The 15,230-nt window shown below is 71.3% G+C and carries 19 protein-coding genes and 1 riboswitch; of the genes, 10 read left to right on the top strand and 9 right to left on the bottom strand.

Features of this window, described 5'->3' with window-relative positions:
- The 5 genes from EAO75_RS25880 to EAO75_RS25860 form a co-directional block, all read right to left on the bottom strand.
- A partial coding sequence (locus EAO75_RS25880; protein ID WP_147998074.1) for an urease accessory protein UreF occupies nt 1–578 on the bottom strand: 578 nt, incomplete at its 3' end.
- Nucleotides 579–591: 13 nt separating this feature from the next.
- Nucleotides 592–2,313: an urease subunit alpha gene (locus EAO75_RS25875; protein WP_147997415.1), complete on the bottom strand. Its 1,722-nt coding sequence runs from the start codon at nt 2,311–2,313 to the stop codon at nt 592–594.
- Nucleotides 2,306–2,617, bottom strand: coding sequence for an urease subunit beta (locus tag EAO75_RS25870; protein WP_147997414.1), 312 nt, complete (start codon nt 2,615–2,617; stop codon nt 2,306–2,308). Before EAO75_RS25870 ends, EAO75_RS25875 begins: the two co-directional genes overlap by 8 nt.
- Before the next feature lie 10 nt (nt 2,618–2,627).
- Nucleotides 2,628–2,930, bottom strand: coding sequence for an urease subunit gamma (locus EAO75_RS25865; protein ID WP_147997413.1), 303 nt, complete (start codon nt 2,928–2,930; stop codon nt 2,628–2,630).
- A gap of 114 nt (nt 2,931–3,044) precedes the next feature.
- Nucleotides 3,045–3,692: a TetR/AcrR family transcriptional regulator gene (locus EAO75_RS25860; RefSeq protein WP_147997412.1), complete on the bottom strand. Its 648-nt coding sequence runs from the start codon at nt 3,690–3,692 to the stop codon at nt 3,045–3,047.
- Nucleotides 3,693–3,799: 107 nt separating this feature from the next.
- Here EAO75_RS25860 and EAO75_RS25855 point away from each other — a divergent pair, with 107 nt between their 5' ends.
- A complete protein-coding gene (locus tag EAO75_RS25855; RefSeq protein WP_147997411.1) occupies nt 3,800–4,816 on the top strand; it encodes an ABC transporter permease in 1,017 nt (338 codons plus the stop codon).
- Nucleotides 4,817–4,927: 111 nt separating this feature from the next.
- Here EAO75_RS25855 and EAO75_RS25850 read toward each other — a convergent pair whose 3' ends face one another.
- Entirely contained in the window at nt 4,928–5,215 is a 288-nt protein-coding gene (locus tag EAO75_RS25850; protein ID WP_147997410.1) for a type II toxin-antitoxin system Phd/YefM family antitoxin, read from the bottom strand.
- Between the two features lie 69 nt (nt 5,216–5,284).
- Between EAO75_RS25850 and EAO75_RS25845 the strand changes: the two genes are divergently transcribed.
- The 3 genes from EAO75_RS25845 (at nt 5,285) to EAO75_RS25835 (ending at nt 7,264) form a co-directional block, all read left to right on the top strand.
- On the top strand, nt 5,285–5,920 hold the full coding sequence (locus tag EAO75_RS25845; RefSeq protein WP_147997409.1) for an ATP-dependent Clp protease proteolytic subunit: 636 nt from the start codon (nt 5,285–5,287) through the stop codon (nt 5,918–5,920).
- A gap of 7 nt (nt 5,921–5,927) precedes the next feature.
- Nucleotides 5,928–6,236 (top strand): hypothetical protein, encoded by a 309-nt coding sequence (locus EAO75_RS25840; RefSeq protein ID WP_147997408.1) that lies wholly within the window; start codon nt 5,928–5,930, stop codon nt 6,234–6,236.
- Nucleotides 6,237–6,577: 341 nt separating this feature from the next.
- A riboswitch (cyclic di-AMP (ydaO/yuaA leader) is annotated at nt 6,578–6,787 on the top strand.
- A 3-nt stretch (nt 6,788–6,790) separates the two neighbouring features.
- On the top strand, nt 6,791–7,264 hold the full coding sequence (locus tag EAO75_RS25835) for a C40 family peptidase (protein WP_147997407.1): 474 nt from the start codon (nt 6,791–6,793) through the stop codon (nt 7,262–7,264).
- 53 nt (nt 7,265–7,317) lie between these two features.
- Here the strand turns inward: EAO75_RS25835 and EAO75_RS25830 are convergent, their stop codons facing one another.
- Nucleotides 7,318–7,932 (bottom strand): LysE family translocator, encoded by a 615-nt coding sequence (locus EAO75_RS25830; RefSeq protein ID WP_147997406.1) that lies wholly within the window; start codon nt 7,930–7,932, stop codon nt 7,318–7,320.
- A gap of 114 nt (nt 7,933–8,046) precedes the next feature.
- Between EAO75_RS25830 and EAO75_RS25825 the strand changes: the two genes are divergently transcribed.
- Entirely contained in the window at nt 8,047–8,973 is a 927-nt protein-coding gene (locus EAO75_RS25825) for a LysR family transcriptional regulator (protein ID WP_147997405.1), read from the top strand.
- A 4-nt stretch (nt 8,974–8,977) separates the two neighbouring features.
- On the opposite strand, the gene EAO75_RS25820 is transcribed toward EAO75_RS25825, so the two are convergent.
- Nucleotides 8,978–9,436 carry an ATP-binding protein gene (locus EAO75_RS25820; protein ID WP_147997404.1) on the bottom strand — a complete coding sequence of 153 codons (459 nt, stop codon included), beginning with the start codon at nt 9,434–9,436 and terminating at the stop codon, nt 8,978–8,980.
- Nucleotides 9,437–9,648: 212 nt separating this feature from the next.
- Between EAO75_RS25820 and EAO75_RS25815 the strand changes: the two genes are divergently transcribed.
- Nucleotides 9,649–10,518, top strand: coding sequence for a helix-turn-helix domain-containing protein (locus EAO75_RS25815; RefSeq protein ID WP_147997403.1), 870 nt, complete (start codon nt 9,649–9,651; stop codon nt 10,516–10,518).
- A 9-nt stretch (nt 10,519–10,527) separates the two neighbouring features.
- Nucleotides 10,528–10,764 carry a DUF397 domain-containing protein gene (locus EAO75_RS25810; RefSeq protein WP_147997402.1) on the top strand — a complete coding sequence of 79 codons (237 nt, stop codon included), beginning with the start codon at nt 10,528–10,530 and terminating at the stop codon, nt 10,762–10,764.
- Between the two features lie 71 nt (nt 10,765–10,835).
- Here EAO75_RS25810 and EAO75_RS25805 read toward each other — a convergent pair whose 3' ends face one another.
- Complete coding sequence (locus EAO75_RS25805) at nt 10,836–11,963, bottom strand: 8-amino-7-oxononanoate synthase (RefSeq protein WP_147997401.1); 1,128 nt, start codon at nt 11,961–11,963, stop codon at nt 10,836–10,838.
- Between the two features lie 146 nt (nt 11,964–12,109).
- On the opposite strand from EAO75_RS25805, the gene bioB reads away from it, so the two are divergent.
- From bioB to bioD, 3 genes are all read left to right on the top strand, one after another.
- Nucleotides 12,110–13,339, top strand: a complete 1,230-nt coding sequence (bioB, locus tag EAO75_RS25800; RefSeq protein ID WP_147997400.1) for a biotin synthase BioB — start codon at nt 12,110–12,112, stop codon at nt 13,337–13,339.
- Complete coding sequence (locus EAO75_RS25795) at nt 13,332–14,630, top strand: adenosylmethionine--8-amino-7-oxononanoate transaminase (RefSeq protein WP_261989403.1); 1,299 nt, start codon at nt 13,332–13,334, stop codon at nt 14,628–14,630. The genes bioB and EAO75_RS25795 overlap by 8 nt, the downstream gene beginning before the upstream one ends.
- Nucleotide 14,631: 1 nt before the next feature.
- A partial coding sequence (bioD, locus tag EAO75_RS25790) for a dethiobiotin synthase (protein WP_147998073.1) occupies nt 14,632–15,230 on the top strand: 599 nt, incomplete at its 3' end.

Below are 15,230 nucleotides of genomic sequence, written 5' to 3'. Positions count from 1 at the left end.
CCGACGACGCGTCGAGCCCCCTCCACCGCCCGATCCACCACCCGGTCCATCTCCGGCGCCAACCGCGCCAGCACAGCCGTGGCGTCGAACGGATCAAGACTCAGCAACCGCACCGTCGCACTCGCCGGCCCACTCACACTCTCGTACGCCGCGCAGTAGGCCGCCTCCACGGCCCCCAACCCCGCGGCCCGAGCGACGACCCCGAGCACAACCGGCTGATGAGCCCCCTTGGGAAACCGCCGAGCCAGCTCATCGAGCTCACCGGACGGCCACGTGGCCCGAGCGGCCCGCATCAACTGCCGTCCCAACCTGCGCGCGGCAACCCGCAGCGCGGGCGACGGCGTACGGGCATCGGCCGCCTCGTCCAACGCTCCGGCATCGACCCCGACCGCGGCCGCCGCGGCGAGCGAGGCCGCGACCAGCCCCGCCGTATGCAACCGCCCCCGGCAGAAGTCCTCCAGGCTCGCGGCCCCGGAGATCCGCCCCGCCTTGACGGCCGCCTCGGCCCCACCGGAGTGCGCGTGCCCTCCGGCGGGAAAGCGGCCGTCGGCAAGGACGAGAAGTGCTGCCCGTGACATGGGAACCCGGCTTTCAGAACAGGAAGTACCGCTGTGCCAACGGCAGTTCGGCCGCAGGAGTGGCTTCCACCAGCTCCCCGTCGATGTGCACGGCGAAGCTGTCTGGATCGATTCGCACGTCGGGCCGCGCGTCGTTCTCCAGCATGTCGGCCTTGGTGACCCCACGTGTCGACTCGATCGCCACGAACCGCTTGCCGAGCTGGAGCCGCTCCGGCAGCCCGTCCTCGATCGCGAGCGGGGCCACGAAGTTGACCGAGTTCGAGGCCGGCGCCCGCCCGATCGCGCCGAACATCGGCCGGGGCAGGATCGGCTGCGGCGTCGGGATGGACGCGTTGGCGTCGCCCATCTGCGCGTAGGCGATCTGCCCGCCCTTGATGACGAGTTGCGGCTTGACCCCGAAGAACGCCGGCTCCCACAGAACCAGGTCGGCGAGCTTGCCGCTCTCCACGGAGCCGATCTCCCGGCCGAGGCCTTGCGCGAGCGCGGGGTTGATCGTGTACTTGGCGACATACCGCCGTACCCGCCGGTTGTCGGCCCGCCCGTCCCCCGGCAGCGCACCGCGCCGCCGCTTCATCACATGGGCGGTCTGCCAGGTCCGCATGACGACCTCGCCGACGCGCCCCATGGCCTGCGAGTCCGACGAGATGATCGAGATCGCGCCGAGGTCGTGGAGTATGTCCTCGGCGCCGATCGTCGACGGCCGGATCCGCGACTCGGCGAAGGCGAGGTCCTCGGGCACCGCGGCGTTGAGGTGGTGGCACACCATCAGCATGTCGAGGTGTTCCTCGGCGGTGTTGACGGTGAACGGCCGGGTCGGGTTGGTCGAGCTGGGCAGCACGTGCGCCTCGGAGACGACGCTCATGATGTCCGGCGCGTGCCCGCCGCCCGCGCCCTCGGTGTGGTACGCGTGGATGCCGCGTCCGGCGATGGCGGCCAGCGTGTCACCGACGAAGCCGGCCTCGTTCAGCGTGTCCGTGTGGATGGCGACCTGGATGCCGGTCTGGTCGGCGACGGTCAGCGAGGCGTCGATGACGGCCGGGGTGGTGCCCCAGTCCTCGTGCAGCTTCAGACCGAGCGCGCCGCCGCGGATCTGGGACAGCATCGCCTCGTGGGAGACGGTGTTGCCCTTGCCCAGCAGGCCGAAGTTGACGGGGTGGCCCTCCATCGCCTCCAGCATCCGGGCCAGATGCCAGGGGCCGGGCGTCACGGTGGTCGCCTTGGAGCCCTCGGCCGGGCCGGTGCCGCCACCGACCAGCGTGGTGATGCCCGAGGCGAGCGCCTCGTCGGCGATCTGGGGGCAGATGAAGTGGACGTGCGCGTCGATGGCACCGGCGGTGAGGATCCGCCCGTTGCCCGCGATGATCTCGGTCTCGGGGCCGATGACGAGGTCCGGGTGCACCCCGTCCATCGTGTCGGGGTTGCCCGCCTTGCCGATGCCGGTGATCCGGCCGTCACGGATGCCGACGTCGGCCTTGACGATGCCCCAGTGGTCGATGATCACGACGCCGGTGATGACGGTGTCCGGGGTGCCTTCGGCGCGCGTGGCCCGGGACTGTCCCATGGACTCGCGGATGACCTTGCCGCCGCCGAACACGGCCTCGTCCCCGGCGAGTCCGGGCCCGCCCGAGCGGTCCTCCTCGATCTCGACCAGCAGGTCGGTGTCGGCGAGCCGGATACGGTCCCCGGTCGTCGGGCCGAACAGGTCCGCGTACGCGGCACGGGAAAGCTCAGGCATCGAGGGCACCTCCGGTCTCCCCGCGCAGTCCGGGCACGACACGCGCGCCGGTGAGCGGGACGAGTTCGACATCGACGGGGATGCCGGGCTCGAAGCGCACGGCGGTGCCGGCGGCGACGTTGAGCCGCTTGCCGCGGGCGGCGTCACGGTCGAAGTCCAGACCGGGGTTGGCCTCGGCGAAGTGGTAGTGGGAGCCGACCTGGACGGGCCGGTCGGCGGCGTTGAGGACGGTCAGCCGGGTGACCTCACGGCCCTGGTTGTACGCAATCGGGCCGTCGGCGAAAAGGATCTCTCCGGGAATCATCGAGCCCCCTTCAGACGATCGGGTCGTGGACGGTGACGAGCTTCGTGCCGTCCGGGAAGGTCGCCTCGACCTGGACGTCGTGGATCATCTCGGGGATGCCGTCCATGACGTCGTCGCGGGTGAGCAGCTTGCGTCCGGAGGACATGAGCTCGGCGACCGTACGGCCGTCACGGGCGCCTTCGAGGATGTGCGAGGTGATGAGGGCGACCGCCTCGGGGTGGTTGAGCTTCAGCCCGCGGGCCCGGCGCTTCTCGGCGACGTCCGCCGCCACATGGATGAGCAGCCGCTCTTGCTCGTGCGGGGTCAGTTGCACGTCCCACCTCACAGTCCTCGCTCCGGACCGTGCGGGGTCCGGTTGCCGCTGGCCACGGGGCAAAGTCCCTGGTGGCGTGGATCGGCAGGCTAGTTGGACCGCGTTTCAGGCAAGTTAACCAAGCTGTGACCCATCGGTTACGGCGCGGTCGTCGCCCATGCTCGTCAGCGCCCGCAGTCCGTCACGGAGGACCTCGACCGGGGCGGGACCGAACAGGGACTGCTGCGCGATGAAGCCCAGCACCGCGGCGATCATCGTGCGGGCCACGTGGTCCGGCTCCACGTCGGCCCGCATCATCCCGGCCTCCTGATAGCCCTCGACGATCCGCCCCCAGGCCGCGCGCACCGACAGATAGCCCTCCCGCAGGACGGCCGCCAGCTCCTCGTTGCGCAGCGTCTCGGTCCACACCTGGATGACGAGTCGCGGAAACGCGGGCCTGCCGTCGACGACCAGGTTCTCACGGGCGGCGAGGGTCCGGCCGAGTACGGAGGCGACCAGTGCGTCCGGCGGCGGGGGTGGGCTCTGCCGCGCCGCCTCCTCGAAGGCCGCGCGGACCGAGCCGAGCACCTCGGCGACGATCGCGCCGATCAGCTCCTCCTTGCCGCTGAAGTAGCGGTACACAGCCCCCGCAGAGAGGTCGACCTCCTTCAGCACGTCCTGCATGGACGTGGCGTGGAAGCCGTTGCGGGCGAAGCAGATGGCGGCGCCGTCGAGGATCTGCCGGCGGCGGGCGTCGAGGTGTTCCTGGGATACGCGGGCCATGGTCCCAAAGTAAAACGAACATTCCTTCTTGACAAGGAGCGCCATCCGCAGCACGGTGGAGGCGAAGTAAAACGAACGATCCTTCTTTTTAGAGCTTGGGAGACTCCATGTCCGCCCCTTCCGCTACGCCGCCCGGGAACACCGCACCCCGGCGCCTGATCGCGGTCGTCGTCCTCGTCCCTCTCCTCGCCGCCCTCGCCCTGTGGGCGTTCGCCTGGCCGGCCGCCCGCACGGCTCCCCGCGACCTGCCGCTCGGGGTGGCCGGGCCGACCGCCGCGACTGCCCAGGTGGAGCAACAACTGAACCGGCACGAGGGCGCCTTCGACATCCACCGCTACGCCGACGAGGCCGCCGCCCGGGACGCCATCGAGGACCGGACCGTATACGGCGCGGTCGTCGTGACGCCCCAGGGCCCGGAGCTGCTGACCGCGTCGGCAGCGAGTCCGGCCGTCGCCCAGCTGCTCCAGCAGGCGGTGGGTCAACAGGCCGCTGCCGAGGGCACCCAGGTCAAGAGCGTCGACGTGGTGCCCACGCCCGCGAACGACCCGCGTGGCGCGGCCCTGAACTCCAGCGTCCTGCCGCTCGCACTGGCCGGCATGGCGGCGGGTGCGGTGGTGACGCTGCTCGGGCTGCGCGGCATCCGCGCGGTGGGAGCGCTGGCCGGCGTCGCCGCTCTGATCGGCCTGGTCGCGGCGTCGATCGCGCACAGCTGGCTGGGGGTGCTCTCCGGCGACTGGTGGGCGGAGGCCGGTGTGCTCGGGCTGACGACGCTGGCCGTGAGCGCGGCCGTCGCGGGGCTCGCCGCCCTCGTCGGCACCGCCGGTGTCGGCATCATGGCGGCCACGATCATGCTGATCGGCAACCCCTTCTCCGGGGCGGCCTCGGCGCCGCAGATGCTGCCGGAGCCGGCCGGCGCGATCGGCCAGTGGCTGCCGCCGGGCGCGGGCACGACCCTGTTGCGCTCGGTGTCCTTCTTCGACGGCGCGGCGGCCACCGGCCCGGCGCTGACGCTGGCCTGGTGGGCGGCGCTGGGCCTCGGCGCCGTACTGCTGGGGGCTGCGCTCAAGGCACGCGGGACGAGCACCGAGCCCGCGACCGAGCGGGAGCTTGCCACCGTCGGCTGACCGCCCGGGCACACCGAACCGACCGTGCACCCCCGCTGTAGCGGACGGGGGTGCACGGTCTTGTCGTATCCGAAGGCGGTACCGGTGCGAAGCCCGTACTGGAAGCCCGTACTAGGAGGGGTTCGGCCCCCGGTGCTCCGCGGCGATGCCGAAGCGCCGGCGTTCGCGCGGAGCGGAAGCGACCTCGCGGACGCTGGAGACGGCGCTGACCACCTGCTCCTCGACGGGGACGTCGAGTGCGTCGAGGGCGTCGAGTCGCTCCAGGTCAGCGGCGGAGACAAGGGCGACGAGGGGCTTTCCGTGGCGCGTCACGACGACGCGCTCACCGCCGTACACCACGCGGTTGATGAGGTCGGCGAGCTCAGCCCTGGCTTGCGTCACCGGAATCTCGTAGGCCATGCTCCCCACATTACGTCATGTACGTCCTGTACATTTTTTACAGGCACCCCGGCAAGGGAGGCGCGAGCCATGACCCGACCGTCCGCCCGCTACGTACTGCCCGAGTTCACCGAACGCACGAGTTCAGGCGTCAGGACGCAGGATCCGTACTCGAAGCTGCTGGAGGAGCGGATCGTCTTTCTCGGCACACCGATCGACGACACGTCGGCGAACGACGTGATGGCCCAGTTCATGTACCTGGAGCACAAGGACCCCGACCAGGACATCTCGCTGTACATCAATTCGCCCGGCGGCGCGTTCAGCGCGATGTCGGCGATCTACGACACGATGCAGTTCGTCGCCTGTGACGTGGAGACGATCTGCCTGGGCCAGGCCGCCTCGGCCGGCGCCGTGCTGCTGGCGGCGGGCACACCGGGCAAGCGGTTCGCGCTGCCGGGGGCCCGGGTGGTGATCCATCAGCCGGCGCTGCCCGAGCCGGTCGAGGGGCAGGCGAGCGATCTGGCGATCCAGGCGGACGAACTGACGCGGGTGCGCACCCGCCTGGAGGAGCTGCTCGCCCGGCACACCGGGCGCGCTCGCGAGCAAGTGGCCGCCGACATCGAGCGGGACAAGATCCTGAACGCCCAAGAGGCGCTGGAGTACGGGCTGGTGGACCGGATCATCCCGAGCCGCAAGGCCACACTCGCTCCGCCGACGGGACGGTGACCGGCCGGTGCTTCCACCCGAGTTGCCTCCGCTCCCCGCACTGACCCGTGCGGAGGGCGAGTTGATCGACCGTTATCTCGACGTGGTGGACCTGCTCGGCCGGATCAACCCGGCGCAGGAAGGCGACACCTATCGAGGACTGCGTGCCGCCCAGGCGCTCGTGAGCAGAGCGGCCGAGCTACGGGACGCGCTGGCGCTGATGCACCAGCGGGGCGAGACGGAGCTGCACGCTCACACGCTGGCGCGTGCGTTGCGCGTGCTGGACGGAGAGCGCCGCACGGCTCGTGTCACGGTGCCCCCGCGCTCCGACACTTGACGACCCGTACAACCGGATTCCGGACGCCCCGACCCACCGACGAGGCGTCCGGAGCCGAGCTGAAACGGACCAAACGGCGTACCCCCGTTCGGCGTAGCCGGTTCTACTTTTGTGCGTCCGTCAGGGTTGCGCAACGGACATGACTCCCAGGCGGATTCAGGCACTCCATCCCTGGTCCGGGACTCCTCGACCCCCTGGACACCCCCTCGAACACGGGTGTAACCACCCGAACGGGTGAGTGGTGAGTAACACCACAAACCCCCGATTCCGTTGGGTATTTCGTTCATTCGTGCGTCAAGATCCCTGACTGACGACAAGCCCCCGCCGCAGCGGCGGGGCGGTCCGGGCGGACGCCGAGTCCTGCCGCCGCCCGGATGACCGGTCGACGGAGTGGATCGGCAGGAGTGGAGGACCCGAGCAAGACGGGTCGCCGGAGCGGACATTCGTTCGATCCGAGCAACCCTTGGGGTGAAGCCGCGGCAACGCGGCCGGGCAACTTCGCCAGCCCGAATCCGACAGGTCATCCTTCACAGGCGGCTGACGAAGGGTTGCGCATGACTGCGCTCAATCGTGTCCCGTCGCTCATGGTCCGGGCCGGTACGGCCTCGGCCCTGACCCTCGCCGCAGTGGGCGGCTCGATCGTGGCGCCCGGCCTCGCCTCGGAGGCGGAAGCCGCCACGCCGGCGTCGAAGGCACTTCGGATCGCGGCCTCGAAGAAGGGCTCCCCGTACAGGTGGGGCGCCACCGGGCCGAACCGGTTCGACTGCTCCGGGCTCACGCTGTACTCGTACAAGAAGGCGGGCAAGAAGCTGCCCCGCACGGCGGCCCAGCAGTACAACAAGACGCGCCACATCTCCGCCAAGAACCGCAAGGCCGGGGACCTGGTGTTCTTCCACTCGGGGTCGTACGTCTACCACGTCGGCATCTACGCCGGGAAGGGAAAGCTCTGGCACTCCCCGAAGACCGGGGACGTCGTGAAGCTCCAGAAGATCTGGACGAGGAGCGTCTGGTACGGCCGGGTCAAGTGACCTTCCCGGGGACGGTGGCGGCAGCCTGACACGCCGTCACCGTTCCCGGGGTCTCAGACGGCCATCAGCGGCCCCGCGAGCAGGGCCGCGCCGAAGGCCGTCAGCGCCGCGCCGGTGGCCAGCGTGACCGCACGCGCGGCCCGCGGCCGGCGCAGCCACCTGCCGAGCCGGTCCACCAGCAGGGCGACCACCTGGAACCACACCAGCGCGATCGCCAGCACGATCAGGGCGAGCAGTAGCGTCCTGGGCATCGCGGGAGAGCCCGCGGGCACGAACTGAGGCAGCACGCTGAGGAAGGTGAGGGACGCCTTCGGGTTGAGGGCGTTGGTCACGAAGCCCTGCCGCAGCGGGCGCGCGGTGGACACCTCCCGCGTGTCCACCACTTCGGTGTGCCGCTGCCGCAGCGTCTGGATGCCCAGATACAACACGTAGACGCCGCCCACCACTTGGAGCGCGCGGAACAGCGCCGGTACGGCGGCCAGGACCGCGGCGACGCCCACCACCGCCAGCGTCACATGCACCAGCAGCCCCGCCCCGATCCCGAGCGCGCAGGCGATGCCGGCCCGGCGCGAGACGAGGGCGTTGCGTACGACGACGGTGAAGTCGGCCCCGGGCATGGCGACCAGGCCGGCGGAGACCCCGGTGAAGGCGATGAGCTGAGCGTCCATGCCACCAGCGTGCCGCGCGGAAGCCTTCAGCAGGTATTTCTAATATCCTGGGAACCCATAAAGCATTGCTTAAGGCTGAGGTTCAGACAGAGACACAGACGGACAGGGGCCCGCATGTACGACCCGATCCGGCTCGCCGCGCTGGTGGCGGTCGCTGAGGCGGGTTCGATCACCCGGGCCGCCGAGCGGCTCGGCTACACCACGCCCGCGCTCTCCCAGCAGCTGGCCAAGCTGGAGCGCGAGGCGGGCACGGCCCTGCTGGTACGGCACCACCGCGGGGCGCGGCTCACGGGCGCGGGCGAGCTGCTGGTGGCCCGGGCGCGGCGGGTGCTCGACGAGCTCGACCGGGCCCGGCACGAGCTGGCCCGGCTGACCGGCCTGTCCGGCGGCACGCTGCGGCTCGGCACCTTCCAGACGGCGGGCATCCATCTGCTGCCGCCGGCCCTCAGCGCGTTCCGCCGGGCGCATCCGGACGTGGAGCTGACGGTCGCCGACTACGAGCCGTCGGCCGGGGTCGCCGCGGTGGCGGCGGGCGAGATCGACCTGGCGCTGACCCATACCTACGAGCCGGGGGAACCGACCGCGCTGCCCGCCTCCGTCGGTATCGAGGCGATCCTCGTCGAGGAGCTCGTCCTGGTGTCGGCTCCGGGCCACGTCCTCACGAGCGGCGCCGCACGGCTGCCGCTGGCCGAGCTCGCCGGGCAGCCCCTGATCAGCATGGCGCCGGACGCTCCTGCCCGGCGGGGTGTGGAGGCGGCGCTGGCCAGTGCGGGGGCCACGCCGTCGGTGCTGGTGCCGACGCCGGGGTACCTGCTGGTGTGCGCGCTGGCCAGTGCGGGGCTGGGGGTCGCGGTCGTACCGGAGATGGTGGCGCGCACGTCGGTCACACCGGTCGGGGTGCGCGCGCTGGAAGGCGGGCAGTTGCGCCGTACGGTCTCGGTCGCCCGTCGCGTCGACGAGGCGGCTCCCGCCGCGGACGCCTTCCGGGCCCTGCTGCGCGGCACCTTCGGCCGGTCGTCGGGACAGCCGCAGCAGGCCTGAGGGGCTACGGCTCCTGCGGGGAGGCCGCGGCGACCGGAGCGGCGGGCACCGTCCACGGCAGTTCGATGGAGACGGTCTTGCCGCCCTCGCGGGTCGGGCGCACTCTCAGCTTGCCGCCGCACTCCGCGGTCAGCCAGCGGATGATGACCATGCCGCGTCCGTTGTCCTGCTGCACGGCGGCCGGGAGGCGTTTGGGGAAGCGGGGGTGGCTGTCGGTGACGCCGATGCGCAGGTGTTCGTCACGGTCGAGCACGAGGTCCACCGTGAAGGTGGGTGACTGGCCCAGGGTGTGCTGTACGGCGTTGGTGGTGAGTTCGGAGACGATCAGGCGGATGGTGTCGGCAACTTCCGTGTCGGGTGGCAGTCCCCATTCGGCGAGGGTGGTGAGCACATAGGCCCGGGCCGCGCAGACCGAGGCGGGATCGCTCGGCAGAGTGACGGATGCTTCCAGATGATCTGCCATGGCGACGTCGTCCCTTTCCCAACGGGAGCGCAGTCCGACACGGAGCGGATGGTTCGAGTACGGTCCCGGACTGGTGCTTCGTCGCCAGACTGCCATTACCAGGCCCGTCAGAGTGCCGATCCACCAAGATATGCATATATCTGTCGCTCGATGCGGTGAACTCTGCGACGGCAGAGCGTATTTGGGTGGCTCGGTTGGAGTAAGGAGTACCCATGCAGCACGGTCCCGCGGTGCGCCGCCGGAAACTGGGCGCGGAACTGCGCGCGTTGCGCACCGGGGCGGGACTCACCAGCGGTGAGGCGGCCCGGCTGGCGGGCTGGCACCAGTCCAAGGTGAGCCGGATCGAGACCGGCGCCAGCGGGGTGAAACCGGCCGATGTGCGGTTACTGCTCGACGTCTACGGCGTAGAGGATGCCCAACTGCGGGAGTTGCTGCTGGTATTGGCGGGCTCCGACGAGAGTGGCGGCCGGCATCACTGGTGGCACGCGTACCGCGGAGTACTGCCGCCGACGTACCGGGACTTCATCAGCCTGGAGTCCCAGGCGAGCGCGATGCGCACGCTGGAGACGTCGGTGGTGCCCGGTCTGCTCCAGACGCCCGAGTACGCCCGGGCGGTGACCCGGGTCGCGGTGGGCGGGCTCGACCCGGACGCCGACGAACGCCTCGACGCGCTGGTCGCGGTGCGTCTGGCCAGGCAGGACGTGCTGCGGGGGGATCCGCCGCTGAGGTTGAGCGCGGTGCTGGACGAGGCAGTGCTGCGGCGGGAGATCGGCGGGCCCGAGGTGATGGCGGGGCAGCTGAACCGGCTGATGGAGGCGGCGCGACTGCCCCAAGTCCGCCTTCAGGTCCTGCCGTTCAACGCCGGCGAGCATGTCGGCATCACCGGGCCTTTCGTTATCTTCTCATTTTCGAGCACTTCTGATCTGGATGTGGTTGTTCTCGACCACTTGACGAGTAGCCTCTATCTCGAACGGAAAGAAGACCTCCAGGCCTACACGGAGGCCTTCAACGCCCTTCGGATCCACGCCCTTTCGCCCGAGGAATCGTTGGATTACATCGCCGCGTTAGGTGGCGGCGCGTAAGGAGGCACCATGACAGCACCGCCTCGGAACATCACGTCGAGTACCGAACTGCCAGGTGCGCGCTGGCTGCGCAGCAGCTACAGCACCGGGGCGAACAACTGCGTCGAGACGGCACGGCCGCACTCCGGTCCCTGGACCGGGCTGCTCGCCGTACGCGACTCCAAGGATCCGGCCGGCCCCGCGCTGCTCTTCTCCCCCGAGAGCTGGGCGGGTTTCACGGCCGCGTTCCAGTCCCGCCGGCCCTGACCGCTCCGATCAACGCTGATCGGTTCTGATCAGTTCCATCCGATGTGCGGACAGGGCCGTGTCACGCCGACTCATGGTCGTGTCTCGCCGATCACTCGTACAGCGCGCTCGATCTCGCCCTCGGAGAGGTCCGCGCGGGCGGTCAGCCTCAGCCGTGAGATGCCGTCGGGGACGGAGGGAGGACGGAAACAGCCCACGGCGAGGCCCGCCGCACGGCACTCGGCCGCCCATTGCACGGCCCCCTCCGGGGACGGGGCGCGCACGGAGACGACCGCGGCGTCCGGACGCACCGCCTCCAGACCCGCGGCGGTCAGACGCGCGTGGAGTTCGCGTGCCACCGCATGCGCCCGCGCCGCCCGCTCCGGTTCGCGGCGCAGCAACCCCAGCGCCGCCAGGGCCGCGCCCGCCGACGCGGGGGCGAGACCCGTGTCGAAGATGAACGTCCGGGCGGTGTTGACCAGGTGCTCGATCACTCTGGCGGGGCCGAGGACGGCGCCGCCCTGGCTGCCGAGCGACTTGGACAGCGTGACCGTGACGACGACGTCGTCGGCGCCCGCGAGCCCCGCCGCGTGCGGGGCGCCGCGACCGCCGTCGCCCAGTACGCCCAGGCCGTGGGCGTCGTCGACCAGCAGTCCCGCGCCGCGCTCTCGGCACGCCTCGGCGTACTCGGCCAGCGGGGCCGCGTCGCCGTCGACCGAGAAGACCGTGTCGGACACGACGACCGCCGTGCCCTCGTGCGTGTGCAGCGCCTTGCGCACCGCCTGGGGATCGGAGTGCGCGACGACCTGTGTCGTGCCGCGGGCCAGCCGGCAGCCGTCGATCAGCGAGGCGTGGTTGCCGGCGTCCGACACGATCAGCGAGCCGTGCGGCGCGAGGGCCGTGACCGCGGCGAGGTTGGCCGCGTAGCCGGACGACAGGACCAGCGCCGCCTCGAAGCCGCAGAAGTCGGCCAGCTCGCGCTCCAGCTCGGCGTGCAGCTGCGTGGTGCCGGTGACGAGCCGGGAGCCGGTCGCGCCGCCGCCCCAGGTCCGCGCGGCCCGCGCCGCGCCCTCGGTGACCTCGGGGTGGCGGGCCAGGCCCAGGTAGTCGTTGCTCGCGAGATCGAGGAGCGGTGAGTCGGCCGGACGGGGTCGCAGCGTCCGCAGGAGTCCGGCGCGGCGGCGCAGCTCCGCCTGCTCGTCGATCCAGCCGAACGCCATGGCTCCTCCGGGCTTTTGTAGGCAGTGCACAGACACTAGCCGCACGACCCGCCGCCCACGGTGTGGCAATACCCACACATCGAAGTGACAGGGTTGTGCAAACTCACCTTGGCTCGGACGGCCTCCGTACGTCAGGATCAGCTCCCATGGACCTGCTGAACACGCTGGTGGACAAGGGGCTTCGGCGCGAGCTGCCGACCCGCGAGGAAGCCTTGGCCGTCCTCGCCACTTCCGACGACGACCTGCTCGATGTGGTGGCCGCGGCCGGCAAGGTACGCCGGCAGTGGTTCGGCCGACGGGTGAAACTCAACTATCTCGTCAACCTGAAGTCGGGCCTGTGCCCCGAGGACTGCTCGTACTGTTCGCAGCGCCTCGGCTCCACCACCGGCATCCTGAAGTACACCTGGCTCAAGCCGGACGAGGCCTCCAAGGCGGCGGCCGCCGGATTGGCGGGTGGCGCCAAGCGGGTGTGCCTGGTGGCGTCCGGGCGCGGCCCGACCGACCGTGACGTGGCCCGGGTCTCCGAGACCATCAAGACGATCAAGAACCAGAACGAGGGCGTCGAGGTGTGCGCCTGCCTCGGCCTGCTGTCCGACGGACAGGCGGAGCGGCTGCGCGACGCGGGCGCGGACGCCTACAACCACAACCTCAACACCTCCGAGGGCACCTACGCCGACATCACGACCACGCACACGTACGCCGACCGCGTCGACACCGTGCAGAAGGCGCACGCGGCCGGGCTGTCCGCCTGCTCCGGTCTCATCGCGGGCATGGGCGAGAGCGACGAGGACCTGGTCGACGTCGTCTACTCGCTGCGCGAGCTGGACCCGGACTCGGTGCCCGTGAACTTCCTGATCCCGGTCGAGGGCACCCCGCTGGGCAAGGAGTGGAACCTCACCCCGCAGCGCTGCCTGCGGATCCTGGCGATGGTGCGGTTCGTGTGCCCGGACGTCGAGGTCCGCATCGCCGGTGGCCGCGAGGTCCACCTGCGCACGATGCAGCCGCTCGCCCTGCACCTGGCCAACTCGATCTTCCTCGGCGACTACCTGACCACCGAGGGCCAGGCGGGCAAGGCCGACCTGGAGATGATCGCCGACGCCGGCTTCGAGGTGGAGGGCACCGACCAGGTGACACTGCCGGAGCACCGGACGGAGACGGCCGCGGGTGGGTGCGGGTCGCACGAGAGCGCGGGCTGTGGTTCCCACGAGGGGGCCGGATGCGGGTCGCACGAGGGTGCCGGGTGCGGGTCGCACGAGGGGGCCGGTGTGTGCGGTACGGCCGCCGCCGCTGCCGCCGCGCCGGTCGGCGAGGCGCGCACCGACCTGGTCGCCGTACGCCGCCGGGGCGCCGGAACGGACCTCGCGCCCAATGCCTGAGCCGCGCCCCGTGCCCGGCCCGACCGTGCCCGAGCTGCTGGAACTCGACCGGCGGCATGTGTGGCATCCGTACGGCCCGATGCCCGGCCGGGTCGAACCGCTCGTCGTGGAGTCGGCGAGCGGCGTGCGGCTGAGGCTCGCCGACGGCTCGGGCGAACTGGTCGACGGCATGTCGTCCTGGTGGTCGGCGATCCACGGCTACAACCACCCGGTACTCAACGAGGCCGCGCGCGAGCAGCTGACGCGGATGAGCCATGTGATGTTCGGCGGGCTCACGCACGAGCCCGCCGTACGCCTGGCGAAGCTCCTTGTCGACATGTCACCCGACGGCCTGGAGCATGTGTTCCTCGCCGACTCCGGGTCGGTGTCGGTCGAGGTCGCGGTCAAGATGTGCCTGCAGTACTGGCGTTCGCTGGGCCGTCCCGGCAAGCAGCGGCTGCTGACCTGGCGCGGCGGCTACCACGGCGACACCTGGCAGCCGATGTCGGTGTGCGACCCCGAGGGCGGGATGCACGACCTGTGGACCGGGGTGCTCCAGCGCCAGGTGTTCGCGGACCCGCCGCCGGCCGAGTACGAGGAGTCGTACGCCGATCAACTGCGGTCGCTCATCGAGCGGCATGCCGACGAACTGGCCGCGGTGATCGTCGAGCCGGTCGTGCAGGGCGCGGGCGGGATGCGGTTCCACTCCCCTGCGTATCTGCGGGTACTGCGCGAGGCGTGCGACGCGCACGACGTGCTGCTGGTGTTCGACGAGATCGCGACCGGCTTCGGGCGCACGGGCGCGCTGTTCGCCGCGGACCACGCGGGTGTGACACCGGACGTGATGTGCCTGGGCAAGGCGCTGACCGGCGGCTATATGACGATGGCCGCGACGCTGTGCACCTCCCGCGTGGCCGACGGGATCTCGCGGGGCGAGGTGCCGGTGCTGGCGCACGGCCCGACCTTCATGGGCAATCCGCTGGCGGCCGCGGTCGCCTGCGCCTCGATCGAGCTGCTGCTCGGGCAGGACTGGCCGGCCGAGGTCAAGCGGATCGAGTCGGGGCTGCGGGAGGGGCTGGCGCCCGCGGCGGACATTCCGGGCGTGAAGGACGTGCGCGTCCTCGGTGCCATCGGGGTCGTCCAGCTGGACCACGAGGTGGACATGCAGGCGGCGACGGCGGCCGCCGTGCGTGAGGGCGTGTGGCTGCGGCCGTTCCGCGACCTCGTCTACACGATGCCGCCGTACGTCACGGGCGACGCGGACGTCGCACGGATCGCCGGCGCGGTGTGCGCGGCGGCACGGGAGGGCTGACATGCCGGTACTGGTGATCACTGGCACGGGCACGGAGGTCGGCAAGACCGTCACGACCGCCGCTGTCGCGGCGGCGGCGCGGGGCGCGGGCCGGTCGGTGGCCGTACTGAAGGCCGCGCAGACGGGCGTACGGCCCGACGAGAGCGGCGACGCGCAGGAGGTCGCGCGGCTCGCGGGCCCGGTGACGACGGCCGAACTCGCACGCTATCCCGACCCGTTGGCCCCGGCGACGGCCGCGCGCCGGGCCGGCCGGACGCCGGTCCGCCCGCACGAGATCGCCGAGGCCGCCGCCAAGCTGGCCAGCGAGCACGACCTGGTGCTGGTGGAGGGGGCGGGCGGTCTGCTCGTCCGCTTCGACGAGGTGGGCGGCACACTGGCGGACGCGGCCGAGCTGATGGCGGCGCCGGTCCTCGTGGTGGCGTCGGCGGGCCTGGGCACGCTGAACACGACGGRGCTGACGGCACGTGAACTGCGCCGCCRGCGGGTGGACTTGCTCGGGGTSGTGATCGGCAGCTGGCCCGGGGCACCGGATCTGGCGTCGCGTTGCAATGTCGCGGATCTGCCGGAGGTGGCGGGGGCGCCGCTGCTGGGTGCGGTACC

The sequence above is a fragment of the Streptomyces sp. UW30 genome, from assembly GCF_008042075.1.
Lineage (GTDB): Bacteria > Actinomycetota > Actinomycetes > Streptomycetales > Streptomycetaceae > Streptomyces.
Note: the sequence above shows the minus strand (reverse complement) of the source record. Positions and strands in the feature narration are given on the sequence as shown.

What these genes read in the sequence shown, in the direction of transcription:
- EAO75_RS25875 (WP_147997415.1), bottom strand. Translation starts at nt 2,313, where the DNA reads ATGCCTGAGCTTTCCCGTGCCGCGTACGCGGACCTGTTCGGCCCGACG.
- EAO75_RS25870 (WP_147997414.1), bottom strand. Translation starts at nt 2,617, where the DNA reads ATGATTCCCGGAGAGATCCTTTTCGCCGACGGCCCGATTGCGTACAAC.
- EAO75_RS25860 (WP_147997412.1), bottom strand. Translation starts at nt 3,692, where the DNA reads ATGGCCCGCGTATCCCAGGAACACCTCGACGCCCGCCGCCGGCAGATC.
- EAO75_RS25855 (WP_147997411.1), top strand. Translation starts at nt 3,800, where the DNA reads ATGTCCGCCCCTTCCGCTACGCCGCCCGGGAACACCGCACCCCGGCGC.
- EAO75_RS25850 (WP_147997410.1), bottom strand. Translation starts at nt 5,215, where the DNA reads ATGGCCTACGAGATTCCGGTGACGCAAGCCAGGGCTGAGCTCGCCGAC.
- EAO75_RS25845 (WP_147997409.1), top strand. Translation starts at nt 5,285, where the DNA reads ATGACCCGACCGTCCGCCCGCTACGTACTGCCCGAGTTCACCGAACGC.
- EAO75_RS25835 (WP_147997407.1), top strand. Translation starts at nt 6,791, where the DNA reads ATGACTGCGCTCAATCGTGTCCCGTCGCTCATGGTCCGGGCCGGTACG.
- EAO75_RS25830 (WP_147997406.1), bottom strand. Translation starts at nt 7,932, where the DNA reads ATGGACGCTCAGCTCATCGCCTTCACCGGGGTCTCCGCCGGCCTGGTC.
- EAO75_RS25825 (WP_147997405.1), top strand. Translation starts at nt 8,047, where the DNA reads ATGTACGACCCGATCCGGCTCGCCGCGCTGGTGGCGGTCGCTGAGGCG.
- EAO75_RS25820 (WP_147997404.1), bottom strand. Translation starts at nt 9,436, where the DNA reads ATGGCAGATCATCTGGAAGCATCCGTCACTCTGCCGAGCGATCCCGCC.
- EAO75_RS25815 (WP_147997403.1), top strand. Translation starts at nt 9,649, where the DNA reads ATGCAGCACGGTCCCGCGGTGCGCCGCCGGAAACTGGGCGCGGAACTG.
- EAO75_RS25810 (WP_147997402.1), top strand. Translation starts at nt 10,528, where the DNA reads ATGACAGCACCGCCTCGGAACATCACGTCGAGTACCGAACTGCCAGGT.
- EAO75_RS25805 (WP_147997401.1), bottom strand. Translation starts at nt 11,963, where the DNA reads ATGGCGTTCGGCTGGATCGACGAGCAGGCGGAGCTGCGCCGCCGCGCC.
- bioB (WP_147997400.1), top strand. Translation starts at nt 12,110, where the DNA reads ATGGACCTGCTGAACACGCTGGTGGACAAGGGGCTTCGGCGCGAGCTG.
- EAO75_RS25795 (WP_261989403.1), top strand. Translation starts at nt 13,332, where the DNA reads ATGCCTGAGCCGCGCCCCGTGCCCGGCCCGACCGTGCCCGAGCTGCTG.